Source organism: Streptomyces changchenzhani, assembly GCF_039766235.1.
GTDB lineage: Bacteria > Actinomycetota > Actinomycetes > Streptomycetales > Streptomycetaceae > Streptomyces.
In genome coordinates, this window is sequence record NZ_JBDHNH010000001.1 from 734,528 (window position 1) to 760,818 (window position 26,291).

General features: G+C 68.2%; 20 protein-coding genes, 1 tRNA gene and 1 pseudogene. 16 read left to right on the top strand and 6 right to left on the bottom strand.

Annotated elements, in window-relative coordinates; genetic code table 11:
• Positions 1-27: 27 nt before the first annotated feature.
• On the bottom strand, positions 28-660 hold the full coding sequence (locus ABCR94_RS03555) for a hypothetical protein (RefSeq protein ID WP_347117481.1): 633 nt from the start codon (positions 658-660) through the stop codon (positions 28-30).
• Position 661: 1 nt separating this feature from the next.
• Positions 662-1,687, bottom strand: a complete 1,026-nt coding sequence (locus tag ABCR94_RS03560) for a peptidoglycan DD-metalloendopeptidase family protein (RefSeq protein WP_347117482.1) — start codon at positions 1,685-1,687, stop codon at positions 662-664.
• Positions 1,688-2,007: 320 nt separating this feature from the next.
• Here ABCR94_RS03560 and ABCR94_RS03565 point away from each other — a divergent pair, with 320 nt between their 5' ends.
• The 7 genes from ABCR94_RS03565 to ABCR94_RS03595 are packed head-to-tail and all read left to right on the top strand — an operon-like array spanning position 2,008 to position 9,566.
• Positions 2,008-2,250 carry a hypothetical protein gene (locus ABCR94_RS03565; RefSeq protein WP_347117483.1) on the top strand — a complete coding sequence of 81 codons (243 nt, stop codon included), beginning with the start codon at positions 2,008-2,010 and terminating at the stop codon, positions 2,248-2,250.
• A 49-nt stretch (positions 2,251-2,299) separates the two neighbouring features.
• Positions 2,300-3,097: a DUF8175 domain-containg protein gene (locus ABCR94_RS03570; RefSeq protein WP_347117484.1), complete on the top strand. Its 798-nt coding sequence runs from the start codon at positions 2,300-2,302 to the stop codon at positions 3,095-3,097.
• Positions 3,098-3,103: 6 nt separating this feature from the next.
• Positions 3,104-4,417 carry a TrbL/VirB6 family protein gene (locus ABCR94_RS03575; protein ID WP_347117485.1) on the top strand — a complete coding sequence of 438 codons (1,314 nt, stop codon included), beginning with the start codon at positions 3,104-3,106 and terminating at the stop codon, positions 4,415-4,417.
• A complete protein-coding gene (locus ABCR94_RS03580; protein WP_347117487.1) occupies positions 4,404-5,903 on the top strand; it encodes an SCO6880 family protein in 1,500 nt (499 codons plus the stop codon). The genes ABCR94_RS03575 and ABCR94_RS03580 overlap by 14 nt, the downstream gene beginning before the upstream one ends.
• 38 nt (positions 5,904-5,941) lie before the next feature.
• Positions 5,942-7,405: a putative type IV secretion/conjugal transfer ATPase gene (locus ABCR94_RS03585; RefSeq protein WP_347117489.1), complete on the top strand. Its 1,464-nt coding sequence runs from the start codon at positions 5,942-5,944 to the stop codon at positions 7,403-7,405.
• Entirely contained in the window at positions 7,402-9,147 is a 1,746-nt protein-coding gene (locus ABCR94_RS03590; protein WP_347117491.1) for a type IV secretory system conjugative DNA transfer family protein, read from the top strand. Before ABCR94_RS03585 ends, ABCR94_RS03590 begins: the two co-directional genes overlap by 4 nt.
• The gene (locus ABCR94_RS03595; RefSeq protein ID WP_347117492.1) at positions 9,144-9,566 is read left to right on the top strand and encodes a DUF4913 domain-containing protein; all 423 of its coding nucleotides are present in this window, start codon (positions 9,144-9,146) and stop codon (positions 9,564-9,566) included. The genes ABCR94_RS03590 and ABCR94_RS03595 overlap by 4 nt, the downstream gene beginning before the upstream one ends.
• A gap of 107 nt (positions 9,567-9,673) precedes the next feature.
• On the opposite strand, the gene ABCR94_RS03600 is transcribed toward ABCR94_RS03595, so the two are convergent.
• Together ABCR94_RS03600 and ABCR94_RS03605 are read right to left on the bottom strand one after the other, a co-directional pair.
• Positions 9,674-11,518 carry a hypothetical protein gene (locus ABCR94_RS03600; RefSeq protein ID WP_347117493.1) on the bottom strand — a complete coding sequence of 615 codons (1,845 nt, stop codon included), beginning with the start codon at positions 11,516-11,518 and terminating at the stop codon, positions 9,674-9,676.
• A gap of 276 nt (positions 11,519-11,794) precedes the next feature.
• Positions 11,795-11,904 (bottom strand): annotated as a pseudogene (locus ABCR94_RS03605) (CorA family divalent cation transporter); the annotation flags it as partial.
• Between the two features lie 2,151 nt (positions 11,905-14,055).
• On the opposite strand from ABCR94_RS03605, the gene ABCR94_RS03610 reads away from it, so the two are divergent.
• Positions 14,056-15,552 (top strand): AAA family ATPase, encoded by a 1,497-nt coding sequence (locus ABCR94_RS03610; protein WP_347117494.1) that lies wholly within the window; start codon positions 14,056-14,058, stop codon positions 15,550-15,552.
• Between the two features lie 301 nt (positions 15,553-15,853).
• Complete coding sequence (locus ABCR94_RS03615; protein WP_347117495.1) at positions 15,854-16,399, top strand: hypothetical protein; 546 nt, start codon at positions 15,854-15,856, stop codon at positions 16,397-16,399.
• A 189-nt stretch (positions 16,400-16,588) separates the two neighbouring features.
• Here ABCR94_RS03615 and ABCR94_RS03620 read toward each other — a convergent pair whose 3' ends face one another.
• A complete protein-coding gene (locus tag ABCR94_RS03620; protein ID WP_347117496.1) occupies positions 16,589-16,900 on the bottom strand; it encodes a helix-turn-helix domain-containing protein in 312 nt (103 codons plus the stop codon).
• A 111-nt stretch (positions 16,901-17,011) separates the two neighbouring features.
• Here ABCR94_RS03620 and ABCR94_RS03625 point away from each other — a divergent pair, with 111 nt between their 5' ends.
• Positions 17,012-17,926, top strand: coding sequence for a hypothetical protein (locus tag ABCR94_RS03625; protein ID WP_347117455.1), 915 nt, complete (start codon positions 17,012-17,014; stop codon positions 17,924-17,926).
• Complete coding sequence (locus tag ABCR94_RS03630) at positions 17,926-19,695, top strand: hypothetical protein (protein ID WP_347117457.1); 1,770 nt, start codon at positions 17,926-17,928, stop codon at positions 19,693-19,695. The genes ABCR94_RS03625 and ABCR94_RS03630 overlap by 1 nt, the downstream gene beginning before the upstream one ends.
• A gap of 184 nt (positions 19,696-19,879) precedes the next feature.
• Here the strand turns inward: ABCR94_RS03630 and ABCR94_RS03635 are convergent.
• A tRNA-Leu gene (locus tag ABCR94_RS03635) sits at positions 19,880-19,962 on the bottom strand.
• 303 nt (positions 19,963-20,265) lie between these two features.
• Between ABCR94_RS03635 and ABCR94_RS03640 the strand changes: the two genes are divergently transcribed.
• The 5 genes from ABCR94_RS03640 to ABCR94_RS03660 all read left to right on the top strand — a co-directional run bounded on the left by ABCR94_RS03640 (position 20,266) and on the right by ABCR94_RS03660 (position 26,208).
• The gene (locus tag ABCR94_RS03640) at positions 20,266-21,150 is read left to right on the top strand and encodes an FHA domain-containing protein (RefSeq protein ID WP_347117497.1); all 885 of its coding nucleotides are present in this window, start codon (positions 20,266-20,268) and stop codon (positions 21,148-21,150) included.
• 10 nt (positions 21,151-21,160) lie between these two features.
• Positions 21,161-21,670 (top strand): FHA domain-containing protein FhaB/FipA, encoded by a 510-nt coding sequence (locus tag ABCR94_RS03645; protein WP_347117498.1) that lies wholly within the window; start codon positions 21,161-21,163, stop codon positions 21,668-21,670.
• Between the two features lie 128 nt (positions 21,671-21,798).
• The gene (locus tag ABCR94_RS03650) at positions 21,799-23,313 is read left to right on the top strand and encodes a PP2C family protein-serine/threonine phosphatase (RefSeq protein WP_347118442.1); all 1,515 of its coding nucleotides are present in this window, start codon (positions 21,799-21,801) and stop codon (positions 23,311-23,313) included.
• A gap of 22 nt (positions 23,314-23,335) precedes the next feature.
• Positions 23,336-24,748, top strand: coding sequence for an FtsW/RodA/SpoVE family cell cycle protein (locus tag ABCR94_RS03655; RefSeq protein WP_347117499.1), 1,413 nt, complete (start codon positions 23,336-23,338; stop codon positions 24,746-24,748).
• On the top strand, positions 24,745-26,208 hold the full coding sequence (locus tag ABCR94_RS03660) for a peptidoglycan D,D-transpeptidase FtsI family protein (RefSeq protein WP_347117500.1): 1,464 nt from the start codon (positions 24,745-24,747) through the stop codon (positions 26,206-26,208). The genes ABCR94_RS03655 and ABCR94_RS03660 overlap by 4 nt, the downstream gene beginning before the upstream one ends.
• Positions 26,209-26,291: the final 83 nt, after the last annotated feature.

Consider the following 26,291-nt stretch of genomic DNA (forward strand, 5'->3'; position numbering starts at 1 on the left):
CTTCGTGGTCGGTCGGAGGACGGGGTGTCAGGGTCGCCTCGTCGGCGTGGAGGCCGCTTCGATGATGCTGATCTCATGGACGCGCCAAGGGGCGCTCTTCCCCGGATTCGTGAGAGTGAGGTAGGCGTGCAGGCGTGGCCCCGGCCCCTTCCAGCCGTCTCGGCCGTGCGCCTTACCGTCGACCGAGACGACGCGGAGCGCGCGCGTGGACTCATCGGTCCGCGCTTCCTCGTCGGCGTCGATGAGTGTGGCATTCGCCTCGGTCCAAGCGCGGTGGCCCGCCCAGGTGTTCCACTGGGCGCCGGGCCCGGCGGCGGGCGAGTAGGACTTCTCCAGGGCTGCCTTCTCCCGCGTCAGGTACCGGGCGGCGCGCAGGGTCGCGGCGTGCGGATGGGCGTCGTACACCGTGTCGTACCCATAGGACAGCTCGGCCCAGGCCAGGGCGACGGCGGTCGCGTTCCGTTCGTCGATGCCTCGCGGCGACGGGACGTGGGCGTCCCCGTCGAGCGGCCGCGAGGAGGCGGCGGGCGCCTTCACCGGGGGCGTCGAACGGGTCGCCGACGGCGTGGGAGCCGCACCGTCCTCGGCCCGGGTGCACCCTGCGAGCGTCAGGGCTAGGGCTAGGGCTAGGGCGAGGGCGGTAACGCGGGTTCGGGGCATGTCAGTTCAGTCCGATCCAGGGGCCGGGGTCCGTGAACTCGCCGCCGTGCTTCACCTCGAAGTGCAGGTGCGGGCCGGTGGAGTTTCCGGTGTTGCCGGTGGCTCCGATCCCCTGCCCCACGCCCACCGTGGTGCCCTTGGCCACGCCAAGGGAGAAGAGATGGTTGTACGTCGTTTCGACGCTTTTGCCGTCCCGTTGCCGGTGGCGGACGACGATCCTGTTGCCGTACGCGGAATTCCAGCCGGCGAAGGTCACCGTACCGGCGTCCGCGGAGTACACGGGCGTGCCGACCGCGGTGCCGAAGTCGATCCCGGTGTGATAACCGTAGGCACTGCTCGGCCGTTTGCCACCGTAGGGCGAGGTGATCAGGGCTGTCACCCGCAGGGGCGAGGCCAGGCGCTTGCCGGCGGGGACGGCCCCACCCCCTGCCAGGGCCTTGGTGTACTTGGCGGTCAGCGCGTTGATGGAGGTGATGTAATTGAGGGTCTCGGTGAAGTTCGGAACACCGCCGGCGTCGAGCACAGCTCCCCCGCCCGCGTTGTACGAGGCCAGGACGAGGTCGATCAGAGGACCTTCGACCCGTCCCGCCTTGAGGTGACCGGCCATCTGCTTGGCGTAGAAGCAGTCGTAACGGCCCTGCGCCATGATCGCGTCCCCGGGGTCGAAGGGGTTGACCCTGCCGTTGCCGTCGTCGTCACGTCCCCAGGACGGCCAAGTTCCGGGCATGAATTGCGAGAGGCCCTGCGCACCCACCGGGCTCACTCGGTCGGGGCCCCAGCCCGACTCCTGCTCGATCTGGGCGGCGATCAGGGCCGGAGGTATCTCGTCGCACATCGCCCCCGCTTTGAGCACCCAGGGCAGATAGATGGCCGGCACCTGGTCGCTGTTGAGTTCTCCCACCAGCACCGGGGCTTCATCCTTGCCGGCTCCGCCGAAGATGATGACGGGCAGCAGGAAGAACGATCCGATCAGGCCCACGATCAATGCCGTCGCGCACCCGATGCCCACCTTGGCCGACGCCCCCATGCGTACCGCAGCCCCCGTACGTCCACCGATATGATCATGAGCAGCACGGTGGCGAGGCTCGCCGATCGGCCGCAGGGTTTCCGCGCAAGATCCGCGGGGTCAACGTGACTAGTATGCAGTTCACTTGATCTAAGAACAGTTATTCGGCGGACACCCGAGCGATCCGCCTTTATGATCGCCCAAGCCGGAGCGGCGTGCTCTGTCACATGTGCCTCTGCAGCATCGTTCGCCGAGGCCGGACCTCGGGGACTCGGATGTTGCATGACGTCTTGATCGCGGCGGGAGACGCAGCGGGTACCGCTCCTGTGTACCTGGCAGAGGTGGTGGATCCCGGACAGGGAGTCAAGCCCCCCGGCTTCGGAAAGCTCACGAAGATCCTCCAGTGGGTGGCCTGGATCGTTCTGGGCCTCTGCGTCATGGGGATCTTCGTTGTGGCCGGCAAGATGGCCATCTCCCACCAGCGCGGGCAGGGCGGCGAGCACGCAACGGGCCTCGCGTACGTCCTCGGCGCGTGCATTCTCGTCGGCACCGCCTCGGCCTTGGTCACCGCCTTGGTGGTCTGAGGCTGCAGGGCCTTACCGAGAAGTGACGTCAGGGACCAGAGGGAGAACGATGACCGGCCCGGAACAGGGAAGCACTGCGCCGTCGGACAAGGAGCAGAGCCCGTTCACCAAGCCGGGTTTCATCGCCTCTGCCGTAGGCATCGGCCTGATCGCGGTACTCGGCGGTGCCGTCGTCCTGACCGGCGGGTCGGGCGAGGAGGGCAAGAAGACCTCTTCCTCGGCGTCCTCCGCACCGAACGCATCCCGTTCCGCCCCCTCCTCGGATCCGCCTCCGTCCAAGGCCTCCTCGTGCCCGACGCTCAAGGACTCCGACACGGAGGAGGCGAGCGTCCTCGACCTGCGGGCGACCGGTCTGAGCTGGAAGGAATTCGGTCCGCTCAACCTTCCCTCCTCGCAGAGGTCCGGCCCAGCGGTCACGAAGGGCCAGGTGGCCCGTTGTTTCGCACACACACCGCGCGGAGCCGTGCTGGCCCTCGCCAACGTCTCCATCCGCTCGGCCAATGGTCCCGACTGGCGTGACGTCATCACCCAACAGGTGTACCCGGACGACGCGCAGGCGGTGTACGAGCAGACGGTCGCCGCGAATCGCAGTGGATCGAGTGCCGACTTTCCCCCGGAGTTCGGCCTGCCTCAGTTGGCCGGCTACAAGCTGGTCTCCTACTCGACGGACAGCGCGGTGGTCGACTTCGTGTTCCAGACCCCCGGCGGCAAGGTGATGTCGATGCTGCTGACAGCGCGCTGGCACGAAGGGGACTGGAAGCAGAAGATGGCTATGAACGGCGGGCAGACCGAAGTGGCTTCGTCCAAGGACAGCACTGACGGCTACGTGCTGTTCCCGAGCGGGTGATCGCACATGGGTAGCTGCTGGAACCCCATGAACCTCGACGACTGCATCGCCGACAAAGCCTCCGATGCGGGCGCGAGTGCGTTCATCGGAATTGTCAACTGGTTGACCGAAGGGCTCGGGAAGCTCGTCGGGACCGTGATGACGTGGTGGGTGGAGGTTCCCTCGCCCAACCTCGAAGGCAACGGGACCGGTGTCAAGGGAGATCCGGTCGCATGGATCTGGCTGCACACCGGGTGGATCACTACGTGGATCGCTGTCCTGTGCCTGCTCGTCGCGGCAGGCAAGATGGCTTTCACCCGGCGTGGCGATGCCGCCGTCGAAGCGGCCAAGGGGCTGGTGACCCTGACCGTGGTCACGGCAGCCAGCGTGAGCGGATTCAATCTCCTCATCCAGGCATCGGACTCCTTCTCCAAATGGATCATCGAGGAGGCGTACAGCGGGCAGGAGTTCGGTGACGCGGTCATCGGTTGGCTGGGACTGGCCTCGATGGTCGGTTTCAACGGTCCCGTGATCGCTTTGATCCTGGCCTTGATCGCCACCTTCGCCTGTATCGCCCAGGTCGGACTCATGATGGTGCGGACCGCCATGCTGATTCTTCTGGTCGGAACGCTGCCGCTGAGCGCCGCCGCGTCCTCGACCGCCGCCGGACAGGCGTGGTTCCGGAAGTCGCTGGGCTGGCTGATCGCTTTCATCGTCTACAAGCCTGCCGCGGCGATCGTGTACGCGACCGCGATCCGGATGACCGCCATAGTCGGCGAGGGCGAGGCCGACGGCAGCACCATGCTCGTGTCGATCTGCGGGATCATGCTGATGATGCTGGCCCTCGTCGCGCTCCCCGCACTGATGCGCTTCACCACACCCCTGGTACAGGCCGTCGGTTCCGGGGGCTCCGGGGGCGCAGCTGCCGCCGGGATGGGGCGGGCCGCCGCGTCCGGGGCCAAGCAGGTCGCACAGATGCGCAATTCGTCTGCTGCGCCCGCACCTTCGGGCGGCGGAAAGCCCCCTTCGGGGGCACGGCCCACTCCTTCCGGCAGTGGGGGCCCGTCGACGGCGAACTCCACTTCCACAACGGCAACCGCGCACACGTCATCGGCGGTGTCCACAAGCGGAGGAGCCGCCGCCAAGGGGGCAGCCGTTTCCGGTGCCGGTACGACCGGCGGAGCCGCCGCAGCAGGTGGCGCGGCCACCGGAGCGGCAGCTGCCACCGGTCCTGTGGGCGTTGCCGTGGTGGCCACCGCCGCCGCGGTCAAAGGCGCGAAGAGCGTGGCGCAGAACGCCGTGAACGACACATCGAACGGGGGCCCCAGTGGCAGCAAGTGAGATCAGCGGGCCGCGTACGTACGGGAACTGGCGCAAGCCCACCTCCCCCGGCATCCACGGCCTCGGCATGGCAGGCACCATGGTGCTGCTCGGCGGGATGGTCCTGGTAGTCCTGTCCATGCTCATCTCGATCTGGCTCGCAGTGGGCGTCGGACTGGCCATCGTCATGGCCCTGGCACCCCTGTTGCTGCGCGACCGGCACGGCCGCAACGGCCTCCAGCGCTCCACCGCACGGTTCGCGTTCTCGCGCGGGAAGGCGTCCGGGAAGAACGTCTACCGCTCGGGCCCCCTGGGCCGTACCGCGTACGGCACCTGCCAGCTGCCCGGACTGGCGGCGGCTTCCACGCTCACCGAGGCCGCTGACGCCCACGGCAACCCCTTCGCCCTGCTGAGCATCCCCTCGGTCAATCACCACACCGCTGTGCTGCAGTGCGACGCCGATGGGGCCTCCCTCGTCGACGAGGACCAGGTCGACACCTGGGTGGCGCACTGGGGGCAGTGGCTGGCCTCCCTCGCGTACGAACCCGGCCTGGTGGCCTGCTCGGTGACCATCGAGGCCGCCCCCGACCTCGGTACCCGACTGGAGCGCGAGATCTCGGGCAACATCGACCCGGCCGCCCCCGCCCTCGCGCAGGCGGTCTTGCGCGAGGTCATGCGCACCTATCCGGCCGGCTCCGCGACGCTGTCCACCCGCATCGCGCTCACCTACTCCGGCGCGGCGCGCCCCGGGCAGAAGCGACGCGACGTGGCCGCGATGGCTGAGCTCATCGGCCTGCGCCTGCCCGGTCTCGCCTCCAACCTGTCGATGACCGGAGCGGGGCCCGCCCGTCCGATGAGCGCCGCCGACCTCGCCGACGCGGTCCGGGTGGCGTACGACCCCTCGGTCGCCGTCCTGGTCGAGGAGGCCCGGGGCAACGGAGGCACTGGCATCACCTGGAGCGACGTGGGCCCCATCGGCGCCGAGGAGGCCTGGGACCACTACCGGCACGACGGCGCGTTCTCCGTCACCTGGTCGATGAGCGAGGCCCCGCGCGGCGAGGTCTTCTCCTCCGTGCTGTCCTCGCTGCTGCTGCCGCACCCCGACATCAGCCGCAAGCGCGTCACCCTCCTCTACCGCCCGCACGACCCGGCCACTGCGGCCCGGGTCGTCGAGCGCGACCACAAGGACGCCCTGTTCAAGGCCCAGCAGGCGAAGGTCGAGAACGCCCGCGATTCCGTCGGCGTCCGCGCCGCCGAGCAGGCGGCCCGGGAGGAGGCGACCGGAGCCGGCGTCGTGCGCTTCGGGATGCTCGTCACCGCGACCGTCCTGGACCGCGACGACCTGGAGCGCGCGGCGGCCGCCGTCGACAACCTGTCCGCGCCCGCCCGGGTCGCGCTGCGCCGGGTGCACGGCTCGCAGGCCTCCGCGTTCGCTGCCGCCTTGCCCATCGGCATCGTGCTGCCGCACCACTTGCGCGTACCTCAGGCCGTACGCGACGCCATGTAGCCGAAGTCGCACGTTGTAAGTCGCAAAGGGAGAAGACGTTGGCCAAGCAGATGACCCCCGCCGAGCCCCGGCCGCCGCGCCCGGGCTGGCGGGGCTGGCCGGGCCGGGGTGGGGGGAGCGCGGCGTACGTCGAGGCCGCCCCGGAGTGGCGGGGCACCACCGTGCAGGTCTGCGGGATGTGGCCGTTCGCGGCCGGCTCCGGCACGCCCATGATTGGAGTGCCGCTGGGCCGCGACCTGATCTCCGGCGCGGCTGTGTGCTGTGATCCCATCTCCTGGTTCCAGCGCGCCAACCTGCTGCTGAATCCGTCCGCGTTCGTGCTCGGGAAGCCGGGCTTGGGGAAGTCGACGGTGGTCCGGCGGATGGCGCTGGGCCTGGCCGGATACGGCACCTACCCCATGGTCTTCGGGGACCTGAAGCCCGACTACGCCGACCTGGTCGAAGCCCTCGGTGGGCAGGTCATCACACTGGGCCGGGGCCGTGGCTATCTCAACCCTCTCGACACTTCGATTGCCGCGGACGCGGCAGCCCGGCTGACTGGAGAGGCCCGGCGCGCGCTCATCGCCGACGCGCACGGGCGCCGGCTGAACGCCGTGTCCGCGCTGCTGACGATCTCGCGCGGCGAACCGCCCACCGACCGTGAGGAGACGATCATCGCCGCCGCGCTGACGGTCCTCGACGACCGGCACGACGGCACCCCGGTCATGGCCGACCTCCTGCGGGTCGTGCACGAGGCACCGGAACTCGTACGGTCCGTCGCCCTGGACCGTGGGAGTCTCGGGCGCTACCGCGACATCACCGAGTCGCTGGAGTCCTCCCTCACCGGACTGCTCGGACAAGGACGCCTGGGCGACATGTTCGCCCACCCCACCTCGGTGCCCATGCACACTGACCGGCCCGTGTGCTTCGACGTCTCCTCCATCGACGACTCCGAAGTCCTGCTGCAGGCCGCAGCCCTGCTGTCCTGCTGGACGTACGGATTCAGCGCCGTGGCCGCCTCGCAGGCCCTCGCCGACGCCGGTCTCGAACCTCAGCGCCACTACTTCGTCATCCTCGACGAACTGTGGCGGGTGCTGCGGGCCGGGCGCGGCCTGGTCGACCGGGTCGACGCGCTCACCCGCCTCAACCGGCAGCGCGGCGTCGGCATGGCGATGATCACACATACGATGTCCGACCTGCTCGCGCTGTCCGCCGAGGAGGACCGGATGAAGGCCAAGGGCTTCGTCGAACGCGCGGGCATGGTGATCTGCGGCGGGCTGCCCGGTGCGGAGATGCCGCAGCTGAACCAGGTCGTCGCCATGTCGAGCGTCGAACAGGAAATGATCAGCGGATGGTCGACGCCGCCCGCCTGGGACGCGGGCGCCGGCCGCGAGGCGCCGCCGCCGGGCCGGGGGAAGTTCCTCATCAAGGTCGGTGGGCGGCCCGGCATACCGCTGCAGGTGGAACTGACCCAGGCCGAGCTGGCCGTCAACGACACCAACCGCAAGTGGGCCGCCAGATGACCGCCACCGAAGGCAAACGGGGGCCCGGCTCGGAGGCTGGCCCCTTCCTCTTCCTCGGTCTGGTGCTCACCGTCATCACCGCCGTCGTGGGCTGCTGGATCGCCGCCTTGGCGGGAGCCGCGATCGGCGGTAGGCCCGCTCCGCCCGCCAACCCGTTCACGTACGTCATCGGCTTGCCCGGTGGTACATCGCGGTGGCCGGGCACGGCGGCGACTCTCATCGCGGCGGGGGAGGGGCTGGTGATCCTTCTGACCGCCGTGCTCGTCGTACGCGCTCTCCTGCGGCGCGGCGACCGCCCCAAGGTCGACCGCAGCGCCCGTCATCTGGGCCGGGGCAAGGACCTCGACAAGCTCAGCGCCAAGGGCGCGGCCGCCACCGCCGCCCGGCTGGGAGCGAAGGCCCAGATGCCCGGCGTTTTCATCGGACGGACCGTGAACGGCGGACGCCCCCTCTACGGCTCCTTCGAGGACATGCACATCGACATCTGGGGACCACGCACCGGCAAGACCACCCGGCGAGCGATCCCCGCGATCCTCGACGCCCCCGGCTCGGTGCTCGTCACCTCCAACAAGCGCGACATCGTGGATGCCACGCGTGCCCCGCGCGCCGCCAAGGGCGAGGTGTGGGTCTTCGACCCGCAAGGGCGGGCCGGGGAGCCGCCGTCGTGGTGGTGGAACCCCTTGAGTTACGTCACCGACGTCTCGCGCGCCAGGAAGATGGCTGCTCACTTCGCGATGGGCTCACGCGAGCACGGCGCCAGTACCGATGCGTTCTTCGAACCGGCGGGACAGGACCTCCTTGCGAACCTGCTCCTGGCAGCCGCCGAGTCCAAGGCCCCCATCACCCAGGTCTACCTGTGGCTGACCAAGCCGAAGGACGACACTCCGGTCCGCATCCTCCGTACACACGGCCACGCACTGCCCGCCGACTCCGTCGAAGGGGTCGTCACGGCACCGGAGAAGCAGCGCGGCGGTATCTACGGCACCGCGATGCAGATGGCGTCCTGCCTGGTAAACCCGGCCGTACACCCGTGGATCACCCCGGGCAGATCCACGGTCAAGCGCCGCGAGTTCGTCCCCACGGACTTCGTTGCCGACAACAACGGCACCCTGTACTCCCTCTCCCGCGAGGGCAAGGACTCCGCGGGCCCGCTGGTGACCGCGCTGACCGTCGCCGTCGTCGAGGCCGCCGAGGAGGCCGCGACCGTACAGCCCGGCGGCCGGCTGACCGTGCCGCTGCTCGGCGTCCTGGACGAGGCGGCGAATGTCTGCCGCTGGGCCGACCTGCCCGACCTGTACTCCCACTACGGTTCGCGCGGCATCATCCTCATGACGATCCTGCAGTCCTGGGCCCAAGGCATCGAAGTCTGGGGCGAGAAGGGCATGGAAAAGCTCTGGTCGGCGGCGAACATCCGGATGTACGGCGGCGGCGTGTCCGACACCCGCTTCCTCGGCGACCTCTCTCAGCTCGCCGGGGAATTCGAGGCCGAGACCGTCGCGGTCTCCTACCAGCCGGCGCAGTCCGGCATGGGACTGTTCTCCAACCGCTCCACCAACCACTCCCCGCGCCGCGAACGCGTCTTGGACGTCGCCGACCTCGGCGCGATGCCGCCCGGCCGCGCCCTGGTCCTGGCCTCCGGCACCCCGCCGGTCCTGGTCGCGACCATCCCCTGGTGGGAGGGCCCGCACGCGGAGGCCGTACGCGCCTCGCTCAAGGACCACGACCCCGGAGCCCGCCCGTGACCGAACTCTGGGACGACACCGGCGAGGCTGACGGCGAGGAGCCGGTCTTCGCCTCCCTCGACGAGTTCGTCACCGCCCACCTCGCCCAGCTGATCCGCCGCCGCATCAACGGCACGACGCTGACCTGGTGCCCCGCTTGGTGGAAGCACGCCGAGGCGATCTCCCGTCTGGACGCGGTATGGCGAGCCTGGGAACACCTACGCCTCGACGAGAACCTCGGCATGTCGACCTGGTGGCTCTACCACTGCGACCCGCACCTCAACGCCCTCCTCGACGCCGACACCGGCCCCTTCTCCGCCTGCTCCCCCACCGACGGTCACACCGCCTACCCCCATCCCCCACTGTCGTTGGAGCCTTCGGACCCGGCGTTGTGGACCGGTACCGCTTTCGCCGCGCGCGAGGACGACGGGGCCCGGTAGCCGGAAACTCCGAATGGAGTGGACCAACGTCTTCCGACCGAGCGCACCCTGGCCGGGAAGCGGCAGCCTGGGCGCTGTCCCACGCACACACCTCTTCGGCGTACGGATCAACCGATGCCGGGGCCCGCGGTCCGACCATGAGCCGCTGCAGGCACGGGGCGGGGGATCTCGCCCGTCTTCACTCGGCTCCGTCTGCGCGCCACAGCCTTCGGCAGGTGAACCGACCGCCCGGCCACTGCGACCGCTGCGGCGCCCTCGGCATCCACGGTGGCGGGTGCCGGACCTGCCTTCCGAGGCGTAGAGCTGGTCATGGCCGGGGGCGATGCGGCTGATGAAATCTCGGCGCCCGTGCCGGCTGACGAGCCAGTCGCGAGTTCGGTGAGGCGCGCGGCGGTGGGCGGGGCGGGGTCGTGACCCCAGCGTTCGGCGTAGGCCTCCCGCAGGCCCTCAGGCACGGGCCGGATGTCCAGTTCCTCGGCCTGCTCATCGGCCTTGTCCGTCAGCCGCTCCGCGTCACGGTCGGCTGCGGCAGCGAGAGTCTGGTGCAAATCGGCCCGGCCTTCCAGGACGAGGGCCTCGTTGCGCCACCGTTCGACCTGCGTGAGGTCCATGTCAGGTCGACCGACCATTTCGTCGGCCTGCCGGGTGAGTCGGGCGGCGCCGGTCGCGGCGTCGAAGGCCTGCCCGTACCGGTTCCTGGCCTCCTGACGTGCTTTGGCCGCCTGCTCGGAGTACGTCGCCGCCGGAGCGGTGGCATCGGTACCACCGAGCAGTTCGGCCACTGTGTCCGCAGGTGTGTCGCTCTCCAGGTCGAGGCCGTGTCGGGCGAACAGCTCGTCCTTCAGGACCGTGGCTGTCTTCTCCTTGGCCGGGCTCTCCGGCCAACGGTCGACCTGCCCCCACACGCCCGCGACTTCGGAGGCATTGGCCGTACGCCACCACGACTCGGTGTCCAGCTTGGAGCGCAGGTCAGCGCCCTGGTAAACGTGCCGGGGATCCTCACCGCGCATCTCAGCCTCGACGGCCTGAGCCTGGACGTTCAGCCGCTTCCACGTCTCGCGCAGGCTCGAACGCTCCCCGCTCCCTTCCGCGAGCAGCGAGCCGGCTTCCTCCGTACGTCCCATCTCGGCGAGCACCGCGTGATGGACTTCGTCGAGGCTGCCCGCTTCCGCACCCGAGACGAGATGCCGCTGTCGCTGCGTCTCCGCTTCGATCACCGTCTCTGCTCGTGCCCCGGTGACCTGCGCCGTCGAATCGCCCCCGGCGGGGCTCCCGTCGTTGGCGGCGGTTTCGATCGCGATGCCGCCGTCGAGCTTCCGCCCGTCGTCGGCGCACCACTGCCGCAGTTCTCGCGCGGCGGCTGCCTCGATGCCCTCGCCGGGCGCCGTACGCAGCTCGCCCTGGTGCAGGATCTGCTCAGGGTCGGCTGGGTCCCGGATGACGTACAGGGTCGAGCTCTCGCCCCAGCGTTCGGCCTCCGCGCGGGCCTCGGCGGCTTCCGCACGCAGTTCGGGGGAGCCGAGGACGAGCGCTTTGGAGAGTTCGGGAACGTCTAGCTGCACTTCGGCCGGGCTCAATCCGTAACGATCCGCGAGTTGCTGACGCAGGTGGTCGAGGGTCGCGGCCGCGGCGGGGTCGGAGGGCGCCCACTCGGTGGCGGCCTGCCAGGCCCGACCGATGTCCTCGGGCGCCGGGTCCTTCCAGAAGTCTTCGTCCCAGGCGGCCCGCAGTACGGGCTTGGCCCGCTGTCGGTCATCCCAGATCGTGCGGGCCGCCTCCTGCTGCTCGCGCTGCCACTTCTGCTGCCGGTGCCGGGAGACCTCCACCGCGACGATCTCGGCCACCGTCAGGGCGACGCGGACTGCCTCGACCCACAGGTCGCCTGCCGCACCGGTGATCTCGTTTGTGGTGCGCTCGTACTCCTGCCCGTCCAACTCACCCGGACCGAACACGACATCCCCCGATCATCCGCCGAACAGTGCATCCGACGTAGAGATCGTCCCACGGTAAGGCGCAACAGCGGGGGCGGCGACGTCGCGCGGGCAGCGCCGAACAGGAAGCCAGACAGGCTCGTTGTGCTAGGCGCAAGGCGTGGGCTGCCGTTCGTTTCTCCCCGGATTCTCCCCAGCATTCGGAGGCGCCCAAAAGACCAGGTCAGGGGCTCGTCGGAGGCAGGGTTAGGAGATCATCCGCATCAAGCCGATCGCGAAGGGGCATCCGAGGCGTCAACCCAACTCGGGCATGTGTGCTCAAATTTCATGCCGTAGATAGTTCCTACGAGTGTCGGAGCGAAGAGAATCGCCGCCCACGTCGAGATCTTCTTGATCTGGTCGTGCTGGACGGGCGCCGCGTTCTCATGCCACCAACGTCGCAGCTTCGGCCCGCTGAATGGGCTGCGGCGCCACGCGGGCATCCGAATGCACCACCCAGGATGCCATTCCAATAACATCCCGGCATGCTGAAGCAATGTTTCTTCCCCCGCCACGGCTGCGCCGGACCGTGCTGGTCCTTCTACTCGACCGCTGCAGTCGAGCCGCGCTCCTGCGAAAATCGGAGTACGGCCTATGGATGCCCATCGAGCGAGACGTGCGACTCCGGGACACCTACGAGGCAGCGGCCTCGCAAGCCGTGCGCAGTTGGTGTCATGACGTCGGACCTGGGTGCGTTGCGCCGCTTATGGGCCATGTCTGGGCCTCGGCTCCGTCCAGTACAGCCTGCCGCATTGAGCGGCGGTTGGTCTTGGTGATCGCCCGCCACCCCATCAGCCCACAGATTCCGACTGCTGCCAAAGATCGGTTCCGGGATACGCGGTGGTGGGCTCCATCAGACCTGCTCGAGGTCCGTACGGCTCCCTCGGAGCTCGCTGCGGTCGTGGAGGGATACTGGGGCGGTTGGCTACCGGACGGTCCTATCACCCTCAACTGGGACTGAGACGGGGCCATGCCGTGCTTCCCGGCTGACTGCGGACTTCAACCCTTTCTACAGAGGATCATGGTGCAGGCTCGGTCCATCGAGATCACGCTGGGCGACCAGTAACGAAAGGTCCAACCGCACCCGAACCGATATGCCGCTGCGGGTTGATTACCAGAGATCTCCTCTCAGCAGGGCGCCCTCCACGCCGTAGCGCGCAGCCGCATCAGCGGTAGAGCTGCCTCCTCCGATCCTTCTGTGCCTTCCCATTGCAGTCGATCGGTTGCTCAAGTTCTTTTACGATGGCTCTACTTATGGTTCCTACTTTGCAAAGTGGGTCCGCCCGGGCCAGCAGTTGGTCTCCGCGTCTCGGGCTTGTTGCGAGGTCCGTTGCTCTGGAGGTTGGTGGACGCGAGTGGGAGCGGTGTGGCCTGATCGGCTCGGGATCGGTGACCGGGTGCGGTTCGGCGGGCATGTTTACACGATCACTGTGCTGGATGGGCGCTGTCTGACTCTGGTTGACGCCTTCGGCGCCGCACAACCGATAGATGTCGCCCATCTGGTCCGGAGTTCCGGCTTCGCGGTGCTGGATCGGGAAAGGACCGCGGCCGGGGAAGCATGTTTTCGGCAGGCGGGTCCTGTCGATGAGCAGGCTCGCTGGTGGTATCGGCATGTCATGGAGGTGCTGCATGGGCTGCCTCCGGACGCATCTCCTGGAGCACGGCCCAAACCCGCTTACGACCCGGCGCAGCGCAGCTTGAGCGAACGGGAGGCTGCGAAGGCAGAGGAGCTTTCCCGCGCGGGGGTGCGGGTCACTTCTGTTCGTACCGTGCGGCGTAAGCGTCAGCGGTACCAGGCTGAGGGCCTGGCGGGGCTGGCGGACGGTCGCTCGGGCCGCCGCGGGAGAGTGGGAGGACGGTGGGATCCAAGCGTTCTGCAGGCGTTGCAGACTGTCGTGGAGTCTGGTACGGGTGACAGGCAGGTCAGTGTCGAGCGGGTTCGGCGCGAGGTGACCTCGCGCCTTCGTATGGCCGATTCTCGCGGCGAGTTGGTGATGCCTTCCCGGTCGGCTTTCTACCGCATGTATTCCGAGGCACGTGATTCCGGGCTTCTCCCGGGAGTATCAGGCTCGGGATCCCCACCCAGTGTGGACATCTGGCCCGGCCGGCGGGTTGTGGTGGACATGGTCCGCCTAGCGGCATCCGCGAGATCGGGCGCCAGTCGGCGCGAGCTGGTCGCGGTTCTCGCGGTGGATGTGGACGCCAGGTCCCTGCTCACCGCTGTTTTGCGTGACGGTTCGGTACCCCTGGACGGGGCGGCATTGCTGGCCCGTATGTGTGTACCGCCGGACCTGCGCCCGTTCTGGGCCACCTCGGCCCTCTCGGTTTCCGCCAGCCCCCCATCAGAGCCCCATGGGCCCGTCATCAGACCGGCGACGATCGTGATCGACCGTGCTGCGGTACCCGGACTGAGGGGCCTTCGTGACGCATCCCTGCGACTCGGTATCCGCGTCCAGCTAGGGAATCGGGGCGACCCGCACAAGCCTGAACGCAGCGATGTCGAACACATGGTGAGGCAGATGGCCTCGTTCCTGACTCAGCACCTCGATGCTGTCGGCGTTTTCTCATCATGTACGGACTGGCCGTTAGAACGAGTGCAGCAGGCTGTGGACGACTGGGCCGTACGCGTATGGCCCGAAGTTGATCTCTTCCCTTGGAGACAGCCGTACACACCTCACGGCCGAACACCAGCAGCCCGGTTCACGAAGCTGACCGCCCAGGCTGGATGGATCGCCGTCCCTCTGCCCCCCGAGGAGTTCATTGCCTTGCTGCCGGCGACGAAGCGGGTCGTTGGCCGCCATGGACTGCGATTGATGAACCGGTGGTACGACAGCACGATGCTGAATGCGCTGAGACGTTCCGCAACGCCATCGGGCAACCAGGGACCGTTCGAGGTGCGCTGGGAACCGTACGACTCGCGTCAAGTCTGGGTGCGGTCGCCCGAGCTGGGGTGGATCCCTGTCCCGTTGGCCACCACGGCCACCCGGGCGAGTTCAACAAGATCAGTTGGGGGCAAGGAAGTTGGTACCGCGACGCCGTTCCTCGACTCTGATGGTGCGACGAACAAGGTCATGGCCAGGACGACCGGCTCTGTTCTGCAGGCAGGGGAGCTGAAGAGGGCAGCCCTACGGCTGTCGGCCGCCGCGCCGAATCTGTCTGGGCGCCAGCGGGTGCGTGTGCCGTCCATAGATGATCCAGATCCTGTGCGTGTGGCCTATCACGCGCAACTGCCGATTTACACAACGGGCGTTCAGGCGGCGGTCCAGCGGGCCGAGGAACTGATCGTGCTCAACGAGCATGCAGTCGACGCCCGCTACGGCTTGATCCTCCATGGCGCCCCAGGATCGGGAAAGACCACGGTCTTGACCGAGCTCGCGCACCGCTATATGAGCCGGAGGCCAACTCCTTCGACGGGGGGCGGGGTGATCACGGTCCGGCTGCCACCCGCGACGACGCCTCGCATGCTTCTGGGGGACCTGGCCCGTGCTCTCGACACGCCGGTACCGGCACGGGCGAATACCGCCGAGCTCATCAGGCAGGTGGGCGGGGCCCTACTCGGGGCCACCGTGGGCCTGGTCCTAGTGGATGAGGTACATCATCTGCACACCCCGGCCGGCTCTGCGGTGACGGCGTCCGACGCGCTGGACTACCTGTGCGACCACTCGCCCGCCACGTTCGTGTTCGCTGGCATCGACGTCATCGCGGGAGCTGCCTCTGAGATCACCCGCAATCCGTACCGGCGGCTGATGCCCATCCCGCTCGGCTTCATGGCGTACGACGAAGCGTGGCGAACCCTCGTTTCCGGCGTGGAAAAGATGCTTCGACTGCGCCAGCACGCCCCGGGCACGCTGGCGCACCTGTCCGAGCACCTGCATGAACTCACCGACGGTGGCGGCCACCGGCTGGCTTATCTGATGCGCAGCGGCGCCATCCGGGCCATCCACGACGGCACAGAAGCGATTACGCGTGAGCGACTCGACTATCTGGCCGCCCCCTGGCACACGGGGAGGTCTTGACCCTGGCCTGTCTGCCTTGGGCCAGTCAGACCAGCTACAACGGGACAATGTCCGCCGCAGACGCCGTCAGGCCAACTCAAGGGAGACGCCCAGCCCACGCCACTGCCTGGGCTGGCAGTTGTCGAAATTCATACACATATCCGCTGCTCGAAAATTGGCATCGCATCGAATGGGATTAAAGCGGGCACGAAAATGCCCCCTTGGGAAGGGGCTCCCAAGAGGCTGACAGATAACTCCCCAGCCCTCTAACGTCATCCGCATGACTTATCAGTCATCGACTCGCAGCCTCTCGAGTGGCCCCGTGGACGAGATGGAACTCGTATCCGAACGGTGCGACGCCCTGCTGAAGGAATACGACGAGACCATCAGCGGCCTCGAAGCCTCCCTGCGACAGATGCAGGAAAAACGGGAGTCGGTCGCGATCACGCGCGACGAGGCCCAATCGGTTCTGGCGAGTCTGCGATCTGTACGCGAACGCGCCGAGTCACTCCAGCTGCTGGAAACCCCGGACAGTTCCGCCCCCCAGTGGCTCGCACCCGACGAAGATGATCACACCCAGACCCCGACGCCCGAGCCGCCGGTTCCGCCGACGCCCGCCAAGGCTGTCATCGTCAGGGGGCCCCGCATGAAGGAGATCCTCAGCGTCCTGGGGGCCGACCCTGACCGGGCCTGGGGCACCAGGGACATCGCCGCCCTCCTGGGGATCGCGGACAACGCGAAGGCCAGCCGCAAGGCCCTACGCGCGAACCTGCGAAGCCTGACTGCCCGCGGGGTGCTGGAACGCATCACGGTCGAAGGCGACAGCCACACCTACTACCGGCCGCTCATGAACTGGAGTTTCATCTGACACCGACTCCGTAAAGCCCTTTGCGCATTCATGACCGCCGCCGCACAAAACGATCCAGTTAGCCCCTGGATCTGCGGCGACGGTCTGGCCCTCAGGCCGTTCTCGACAATACCGGGGTCCACCCAGCCGTGTCGGGCATTCGGCCAATCCTGCCTGCCTGTTCCCAGGAAGCCGAATGCCCATGCGAATTCACTGCGCCGGATTCCCCGGCCCACGTCCGGGCCAGAGGTCCACATCGAGCGCCTTCTCCAGGTTCGCGATCGTCAACAGGTCGCACCACACCTCGCCAGCCAGCACCTTCATGATGGTCAGCCGCGCGACATCGCTCCGGCGGGAGACCTCCGCGATCGACCAGCCACGCGCGTCGATCGCCTTGCGCAGCCGCGCGGCAACTTCCTGGGCGACCTGCGCCCCGTGGTGGTCATCGAGCACAGCGCGCGGCCATGTGCCCTTGAGCCGGTACCCAATGGGTCTGCGATGCCGCTTGTCTCCTTGTGACACAGCGACGAGTGTCGCCCATCCGGACCTCCTGACATGACAGCGCCCACCATCTCCACCCACTGTAATTGGAATGGCACCCCTCCCGGGGTCCTTTCGTGGTGGAGACTCGCAATGGATGCAATCGAGCAGTACCGGCCCAAACTCCCAGGTCCCGTGTGGGATCGGATCGGCCCGGACTGCCGCCGCGCGGTGGCCAAGGCCAAACCCTCAACACCGAAGACCGCGCGGGACTGGATCGCAGCGCTGGCCCACGCCGCCGCCTATGCCGACGCGTGCGGACGGCCGTCCCGCGCCGAGCACGTGCTCGCTGCCGACGCGATCGAGCTCTACCTCGCCACCGGCTGCCAGCACCTGTCCGAAGCCTCGCGCGGCAACTGCCGCGGCCGACTCCACCACCTGCGCCGCGCCCTTCTCGGGCCCGACGTCGTCACCGGAGCACCTGCCGCCTACTCCGGATCCGACCCCTCCCGCCCCTACACCCCCGCCGAACAGGCCCATCTGTACTCCGGTGCCCGCGCCCAGCCAACCGCCGAACTCCGTTACGGATGTCTGACGTTGCTCGCCCTCGGACTCGGCTGCGCCCTGGACTCACCCGAGATCATCCCGCTGCGCGCCCACGACGTACGCGAAGCACCCAACGGCGCGGTAGCCGTCGCGGTACGCGGCCGACGCCCGCGAGTGGTGCTGTGCCGCACTACCTGGGCCCCTGTACTTGCCGAGGCTGTCTCCTGGGCGTCCACGTCCGGGGACAAGGTCCGCTATCTGTTCCGGCCCAGCAGCTTCTCCCGCAACTCGAACACCATCACGAATTTCATCGCACGCACCAAGACCTCGCCCAGCGCCCCACCGCTGGTGATGGGCCGCGCCCGTGCCACCTGGCTCGTAGACGCGGTCGAGGCCCACATGCACCTGCCGACCTTGATGGCGGCGGCCGGGCTGACCACCCTGCGCTCCATCGACCGTGTCATGCCCTACGTCCGCAACCTGCCCGCCGAGCAGGCCGCAGCCTCCCTGAGGGGGCTGTGATGACCAGCCGGCTCGAACGCCACGCGAGCATCTCCAAGCTCCGCGCCCGCCGCATTGTCGTCGACGACAACGACGTGCTGGAGGTACTGGCTGACCTCGACGCCGAGAACCTGGTCAGCGAGATCGCACCCCTGGTCAAACAGCACACCGGGCGACGCCGCCACCTCAACGTCGAGGGCCTGCTGCTGGGCATGTGCCTGTGCTCCGCCATGCACTCCGGGACCGTCACCCTGTGCACCGCCGCCGACCTGCTGGCCTTCGGCATCAGCGACACCATGCGCCACCGCTTCGGCATCCCCCACTACCCCGACAACGACCGGGGCTACGAGGCCTTCTACGCAGTCGTGCGGCGTCTCTTCCACAATGTCATCGACGCCATCGATCCCTCTCCGCTGCCCAAGAATCACCGCATCGACATCGCCTACGCAGCCGAACTGCAAGCCCGGGCCGACAAGGACCTCCTCGACCGCAAACGGACCCTGCTGCTGCGGGTCTCCAACAAGATCCTCAGCATGTCGCTGCGCCATGCCCACCCCTTGCTCGAAGGAACGTGGGACGGCTCCTGCGTGGTCGACGCCACCGTCATCGGCACCTACGCGAAAGGCCTCGCCCCCGACAGCGACGTCACCTCCACCGACCCCGACGGCGGCTGGTACGTCCGCACCGCCGGGCACGAGGATCCCCTGGCCCTCCGAGAGCTCGCCCCGCCTCCGCCCAAGGCCAAAAACGGCGGCAAGCCCGTGGGCAAGACCAAGAGCAAGAGGGTCAAGAAAAAGCTGTACGGCTTCGACGCCACATTGATCGTCGCCCGTGACCCCCAACACGACGGAGCCCCACTCCCAGACGGCTCCGCCGACCCCGCCGCCATCCCAGCCCTGATCTGCGCCTTCTCCGTCGAAAAACCCAGCCGCCGCCCCGGCCAAGTCGCCGTCGAAGCCCTCCAGCGCGTCGACCCCCGTTACCCACGCGGCTACCTCGCCGGCGACCGCCTCTACAACGACCAACGCTCCGAAGTCTTCCAGCTGCCCATCCGCGCCATGGGCTACCTGCCCGTCTACGACTACGCCAAAGACCAGCTCGGCGTGCAAGACGGCATCGGCGGAGCCCAACTCGTCGAGGGATCCTGGTACTGCCCCTCCATGCCCGCACCTCTGGTCAACGCCACCATCGACCTTCTCGCCAAACGCATCGACAAGACCACCTGGATCGAACGCATCCACGCCCGCACCGCCCACCTCCTCATGCCCAAGGAAGCCGCCGACCCCGAAGGCCACCGCCGGATGATGTGCCCCGCCGAAGCCCGCCGCGTCCAGTGCCCCCTCAAGCCCCGCACCATGGGCGCCGGAATCCACCTCCCTCTCGTCGACCCCGCCCCCAGCCCCACAAAACCGCCGCCCGTCTGCGAACAGCGCAGCATGACCATCCCGCCCCAGTCCGGCGCCTCCCAGTGGCAGCCCCTGCAGTACGGCACTAAGGACTGGCAGCGCGTCTACTTCCGGCTCCGCAACAGCGTCGAGGGCATCAACGGCTTCGGGAAAGACCCCCTCCACGAGCACATCGAGTCAGCCGGCACCCGCCGCATCCGCGGCATCGCCGCCCAGACCATCCTGCTCGCCTTCCAGCTCGCCCACGTCAACCGGCGCAAACTCGCCGGCTGGGCAGACGCCGTCGCCCTCAACGGCGAACGTCCCCGCCGACGCCCCACCCGCCGCCGCAAAACCCAGCCCCTAGGCACGTGGGCCCCCAAGGGCCACCTCACCGGGGCCTGACACAGCCCCAAACCCCAAAAAAAGCGAGAAGCCCCACTGCCAGTGGCTCCGGCCGCTGGCAGTCGTGCGCCCCCAGCCCCGAAACCGGCCCAACCCAACCCGACATACCAAAACAGCCCGCATCATCACCTGATGCGGGCTGTTTCGTCGTTGCTGTGAAGCACCTTCCGTCGGTGCCCCTGTGTGCGCGAGGGGGGATTTGAACCCCCACGTCCCGAAGGACACTGGCACCTGAAGCCAGCGCGTCTGCCGTTCCGCCACTCGCGCAAAGTGACGCCGTTCGAGTCTCTCACTGGTTTGTGCGAGCCCCTGACGACAAGCAGAAGATTACCACGCTGGCGCGGGGTGATTCACGCCCGTTGTTTTGGGGGACCCGACCTGGGAACGCCGCTACCGGTCTGCACCTCCTTCACGGTGCCGGGTGCGGGACACTGTCAGGAGGCCACCTCTACGATCCCTGTGATAGGTGACACTCATCCACTGGCCAGACAAGGGGAACCAGCCGATTTCCCTACGCGTGGATACGATCAGTAAGCAGTACCAGGACGACAACGACGGAGGAGGTGCCCCATGGGAGTCCTGAAGCGTTTTGAGCAGCGGCTCGAAGGCCTGGTCAACGGCACCTTCGCCAAGGTGTTCAAGTCCGAGGTCCAGCCCGTGGAGATCGCCGGTGCCCTCCAGCGCGAGTGCGACAACAACGCCACGATCTGGAACCGCGAGCGGACTGTCGTCCCCAACGACTTCATCGTCGAGCTGTCCACCCCGGACTACGAGCGCCTCAGCCCGTACTCCGGACAGCTGGGCGACGAGCTGTCCGGCCTGGTCCGCGACTACGCGAAGCAGCAGCGCTACACCTTCATGGGCCCCATCAAGGTCCATCTGGAGAAGGCAGAAGACCTCGACACGGGTCTCTACCGTGTACGCAGCCGCACCCTCGCAGCCAGTACGTCGCAGGCCCCCGGCCAGCAGAGCCCGGCCGTCGGCCCACCGGTCGGCGCGGCACCCGCCGCGCCCAGGGGCGGCGGCTACGGCTACCCGCCGTCGGCGGCGCCGGGCGCGCCCCCGATGCCCGCGGCCCCACCGCCTTCCCACGCCGCCAGGCCAGGACCGGCGGCCGCACGCCCGGCAGGACAGGGCCCCGGCGCACCGGGACCCGGCCCGATGCCGGGTGCCCAGACGCGCCGCTGGATCGAGATCAATGGCACACGCCACCAGATCTCCCGTCCGACCCTGGTGATGGGCCGCAGCACCGACGCCGACGTGCGGATCGACGACCCCGGCGTATCGCGCCGGCACTGTGAGATCCGGACCGGAACGCCCTCCACGATCCAGGATCTCGGTTCCACCAACGGCATCGTGGTAGACGGACAGCACACCACCCGCGCTACGCTCCGCGACGGCTCGCGGATCGTCGTGGGCAGTACGACCATCGTTTATCGGCAAGCCGAAGGGTGAAGCGGGGGCAATGTCAGAGCTGACCCTGACGGTCATGCGGCTAGGTTTCCTGGCTGTTCTGTGGCTGTTTGTGATTGTGGCCGTCCAGGTCATCCGCAGCGACCTGTTCGGTACGCGCGTTACGCAGCGCGGCTCACGCCGCTCCGCGAACGCCGACCAACGGCCGCCGCAGACCGGACGCCAACAGGCTGCGGCCACACCGCCGCAGCAGCGCCAACGTCGTGGCGCACCCACCAAACTGGTGGTCTCCGAAGGCACCCTCACCGGAACAACGGTGGCGCTCCAGGGGCAGACCATCACCCTGGGGCGGGCACACGATTCGACGATCGTGCTGGACGACGACTACGCGTCGAGTCGGCATGCCAGGATCTACCCGGACCGTGACGGCCAGTGGATCGTCGAGGATCTCGGGTCCACCAACGGCACGTATCTGGACCGGACCCGACTCACCACCCCGACACCGATTCCGCTGGGCTCGCCGATCCGCATCGGCAAGACCGTCATCGAGCTGCGGAAGTAGTGCTACGTCATGATTGAGCGCGAGCGGAGCGAGCGAGTCGCGGCGGTCCCGTCAACGGACCCCCGCAGGCTTCCGACCGGAGGGTGGGCACCGTGCGGATGTACCCGGAGCCGACGGGCGAGGTGCGCATGAGTCTGTCGCTGCGCTTCGCCGCCGGATCGCACAAGGGCATGATCCGGGAGGGCAACGAGGATTCCGGCTACGCCGGTCCGCGCCTTCTCGCGATTGCCGACGGGATGGGCGGCCAGGCCGCCGGCGAGGTCGCGAGCTCCGAGGTGATTTCCACCCTGGTGCAGCTCGACGACGACGTACCCGGGTCGGACATCCTGACCTCGCTCGGCACCGCCGTGCAGCGCGCCAACGACCAGTTGCGCGTCATGGTCGAGGAGGACCCCCAGCTGGAGGGCATGGGCACCACGCTCACCGCCCTGCTGTGGACGGGTCAGCGCCTCGGCCTCGTACACGTCGGCGACTCGCGCGCCTACCTGTTGCGGGACGGCGTACTGACGCAGATCACCCAGGACCACACCTGGGTGCAGCGTCTTGTCGACGAGGGCCGCATCACCGAGGAAGAGGCCACCACCCACCCGCAGCGCTCCTTGCTGATGCGGGCGCTGGGCAGCGGTGACCATGTCGAGCCCGATCTCTCCATCCGTGAGGTCCGGGCCGGCGACCGCTATCTGATCTGCTCCGACGGGCTGTCGGGCGTCGTCTCCCACCAGACGATGGAGGAGACCCTCTCCGACTACCAGGGCCCGCAGGAGACCATTCAGGCGCTCATCCAGTTCGCCCTGCGCGGCGGCGGCCCCGACAACATCACCTGCATCGTCGCGGACGTCCTCGACGTCGACGGCAACGACACCCTGGCCGGTCAGCTCAACGACACCCCGGTCATCGTCGGCGCGGTCGCCGAGAACCAGCTCGCGCTGAACGCCGCCGACGACGCGGCCGCCATGCAGACCCCCGCGGGCCGCGCGGCGGGCCTCGGGCGGCCCGTGCCGCACCAGCCCGCACCGGGCGGCTTCGGCCCGCCCGGCAGCGGCGATGGGGACAGCTACGGCGCGGCCCCCGACGGCAGCTTCGGCGCGTACAGCGACGAGGACTTCGTCAAGCCGCGCACCGGCCGCAAGTGGTTCAAGAGATCGTTCTACATCGTGCTCGCGCTCGCCGTGGTCGGCGGCGGTCTGTACGGCGGCTACCGCTGGACCCAGACCCAGTACTACGTCGGCGCCAACAAGGAGCACGTCGCTCTCTACCGGGGCATCAGCCAGGACCTGGCCTGGGTCTCGCTCTCGAAGGTCGAGAAGGACCACCCCGAGATCGAACTCAAGTACCTCCCGCCCTACCAGCGCAAGCAGGTCGAGGCGACCATCACCGAGGGCAGCCTCCCCGACGCACGCGAAAAGGTGACGGAACTGGGCGCCCAGGCGTCCGCGTGCAAGAAGGACGAGGAGCGCCGCGAAGCCGAGCGGGCGAGCAAGCCGCCCGTCGGTGAGGGCGAAGCGGGTGGCGCCACCGGCTCCACTCCCACCACACAGGCCAACAAGTCCACGAAGATTCCGACGGCGACAGCAACGCCCACTCCGGGCCCCAGCCTCTCCGAGGACGAGCAGAAGCTGGTCTCGCAGTGCGGTAAGCCGTAAAGCCGTAGGGGGCCTTACCACCATGAGCGTTGTCACCAACACGACCACCATCGGCGCGATCGAAGCGCCGAGCCGACGCAACACCGAGCTCGCCATGCTCGTCTTCGCCGTCATCATCCCGGTCTTCGCGTACGCCAATGTCGGCCTCGCCAAGGACGGCACACTGCCGACCGGCATGCTCGGCTACGGGCTTGGCCTCGGCCTGCTCGCGGGCGTCGCGCACCTGACGGTGCGTAAATTCGCCCCGTACGCCGACCCGTTGATGCTGCCCCTGGCCACTTTGCTCAACGGCCTGGGCCTGGTGCTGATCTGGCGTCTCGACCAGGAGCCGGGGATCACCACAGCGGCGCTCGGCGGTGCGATGGCACCCAAGCAGATGATCTGGTCGACGGTCGGTGTCGCCCTGTTCCTGGGCGTGCTGCTGTTCCTGAAGGACCACCGCGTCCTTCAGCGGTACACGTACATCTCGATGGTCGTGGCCCTGGTGCTGCTGATCCTGCCGATGTTCTTCCCCGGCGTGAACGGCGCGAAGATCTGGATCACCATCCCCGGCGTCGGCTCGCTGCAGCCCGGCGAGTTCGCGAAGATCATTATCGCGATCTTCTTCGCCGGCTATCTGATGGTGAAACGCGACGCGCTCGCCCTGGCCAGCCGCCGCTTCATGGGCATGTACCTGCCCCGCGGCCGTGACCTCGGTCCGATCCTCGCCATCTGGGCCATCAGCCTGATGATCCTGATCTTCGAGACCGACCTGGGCACCTCGCTGCTCTTCTTCGGCCTCTTCGTGATCATGCTGTACGTCGCCACCGAGCGCACCAGCTGGGTCGTCTTCGGCCTCACGCTCAGCGCCGCCGGCGCGGTCGGCGTCGCCTCGTTCGCGAGCCACGTACAGACCCGTGTCGACAACTGGCTCAACCCGCTGCAGACCGTCTGCGTCAACGGGGAATGCGGCCTGGTCACCGAGACCGCCCAGGCCATGTACTCCTTCGGCTCCGGCGGCCTCTTCGGCGCCGGTCTCGGCCAGGGCTACTCCCGCCTCATCGGCGGCATCGCCCCCAAGAGCGACTACATCCTCGCCACCGTCGGCGAGGAGCTGGGCCTGGCCGGGCTGATGGCGATCATCCTGCTGTACGGGCTGCTCATCGAGCGCGGTGTACGCACCGCGCTCGCCGCCCGTGACCCCTTCGGCAAGCTTCTCGCCATCGGGCTCTCCGGCGCCTTCGCCCTGCAGATCTTCGTCGTCGCCGGCGGCGTCACCGGCCTCATCCCGCTGACCGGTATGACCATGCCGTTCCTCGCACAGGGCGGCTCCTCCGTCATCGCCAACTGGGCACTCGTCGCCATCCTGCTGCGCATCAGCGACACCGCGCGCAGGCCCGCCCCCGCTCCCGCCCCGTCCTCCGACGCCGAGATGACCCAGGTGGTCCGCCCGTGAACAAGCCCCTGCGCCGGGTCGCGATCTTCTGCGGCCTGCTCGTCCTCGCTCTGCTCGTCCGCGTCAACTGGGTCCAGTACGTCAAGGCCGACGAGCTCTCCAAGGCCTCGGACAACCGCCGGGTCCTGATCGACCGTTACGCCCACAAGCGCGGCGACATCATCGTCGACGGCAAGGCGATCACCGGGTCCAAGGAGTCCCCGCGCGGGGACTTCAAGTTCCAGCGGACCTACAAGGACGGCCCCATGTGGGCCCCCGTCACCGGCTTCACCTCGCAGGCCATGGGCTCCAACCAGATCGAGTCGATCGAGGACAGCATCCTCACCGGCACCGACGACCGCCTCTTCATCGACCGCACGCTGTCGATGTTCACCGGGGACAAGAAGCAGGGCGGCAACGTCGTCACGACGCTCAAGGGCGCCGCCCAGAAGGCCGCCTTCGAGGGCCTGGGCAACCGCAAGGGCGCTGTCGCGGCCATCGATCCGCGCAGCGGCGCGATCCTCGCCCTGGCCAGCACCCCCTCGTACGACCCCTCGCTCGTCGCCGGAAGCACCGACCAGGACACCGCGAACTGGCAGAAGTACGAGAAGGACCCGGACAAGCCCATGGCGAACCGGGCGCTGCGCGAGACCTACCCGCCCGGCTCCACCTTCAAGGTGGTCACCGCCGCCGCGGCCCTGGAGCACGGCCTCGTCGACGACATCGACGCCAAGACCGACTCACCGCTGCCCTGGCGGCTGCCGCTGTCCACCAAGAACCTCCCCAACGAGGGCAACATCCCCTGCAAGGACGCGACCCTGCGCAACGCGCTGCGGGTGTCCTGCAACACCGTCTTCGGCAAGGTCGGCGCCGACCTCGGCAACGAGAAGATGCTGGAGACCGTCGAGAAGTTCGGCTTCAACAAGGAGCAGTTCGTCCCGGTGCGCACCAGCGCCAGCGTCTTCTCCAAGAAGATGGACGGCGCACAGACCGCCCTGTCCTCCATCGGCCAGTTCAACACCGCGACCACGCCGCTCCAGATGGCCATGGTGACCTCCGCGATCGCCAATGACGGCAAGCTGATGAAGCCGTACATGATCGACCAGCTCAAGGACCCGAGCCTGAACGTCCTGGAGAAGACCAACCCCACGGAGATGAGCCAGCCGCTCTCCGGGGACAACGCGCAGAAGCTCCAGGAGATGATGGAGACCGTCGTCAAGGACGGCACCGGCTCCAGTGCCCAGATCGACGGGGCCACAGTCGGCGGCAAGACCGGTACCGCCCAGCACGGCGTCGACAACAGCGAGAAGCCGTACGCCTGGTTCATCTCGTACGCGAAGACCGGCAACGGCGAATCGCCCGTGGCCGTGGCCGTGGTCGTCGAGGACGACGACGCCAACCGTGAGGACATCTCAGGTGGCGGTCTCGCCGCCCCCATCGCCAAGCGCGTGATGCAGGCCGTCATCGACGACAAGAAGTGACGCCGGTCACGCTGACGCCCCGTATGCCCATGTGGGAGTACCGGTCGGGTATCAGCTGACCGTCGCGGGCCGATCAGGTGCGG

Excerpts from the sequence above, each read along its gene's own strand:
- ABCR94_RS03555 (WP_347117481.1), bottom strand. The coding sequence starts at position 660 with ATGCCCCGAACCCGCGTTACCGCCCTCGCCCTAGCCCTAGCCCTAGCC.
- ABCR94_RS03560 (WP_347117482.1), bottom strand. The coding sequence starts at position 1,687 with ATGGGGGCGTCGGCCAAGGTGGGCATCGGGTGCGCGACGGCATTGATC.
- ABCR94_RS03570 (WP_347117484.1), top strand. The coding sequence starts at position 2,300 with ATGACCGGCCCGGAACAGGGAAGCACTGCGCCGTCGGACAAGGAGCAG.
- ABCR94_RS03575 (WP_347117485.1), top strand. The coding sequence starts at position 3,104 with ATGGGTAGCTGCTGGAACCCCATGAACCTCGACGACTGCATCGCCGAC.
- ABCR94_RS03590 (WP_347117491.1), top strand. The coding sequence starts at position 7,402 with ATGACCGCCACCGAAGGCAAACGGGGGCCCGGCTCGGAGGCTGGCCCC.
- ABCR94_RS03610 (WP_347117494.1), top strand. The coding sequence starts at position 14,056 with ATGGCCTCGTTCCTGACTCAGCACCTCGATGCTGTCGGCGTTTTCTCA.
- ABCR94_RS03625 (WP_347117455.1), top strand. The coding sequence starts at position 17,012 with ATGGATGCAATCGAGCAGTACCGGCCCAAACTCCCAGGTCCCGTGTGG.
- ABCR94_RS03630 (WP_347117457.1), top strand. The coding sequence starts at position 17,926 with ATGACCAGCCGGCTCGAACGCCACGCGAGCATCTCCAAGCTCCGCGCC.
- ABCR94_RS03640 (WP_347117497.1), top strand. The coding sequence starts at position 20,266 with ATGGGAGTCCTGAAGCGTTTTGAGCAGCGGCTCGAAGGCCTGGTCAAC.
- ABCR94_RS03645 (WP_347117498.1), top strand. The coding sequence starts at position 21,161 with ATGTCAGAGCTGACCCTGACGGTCATGCGGCTAGGTTTCCTGGCTGTT.
- ABCR94_RS03650 (WP_347118442.1), top strand. The coding sequence starts at position 21,799 with ATGAGTCTGTCGCTGCGCTTCGCCGCCGGATCGCACAAGGGCATGATC.
- ABCR94_RS03655 (WP_347117499.1), top strand. The coding sequence starts at position 23,336 with ATGAGCGTTGTCACCAACACGACCACCATCGGCGCGATCGAAGCGCCG.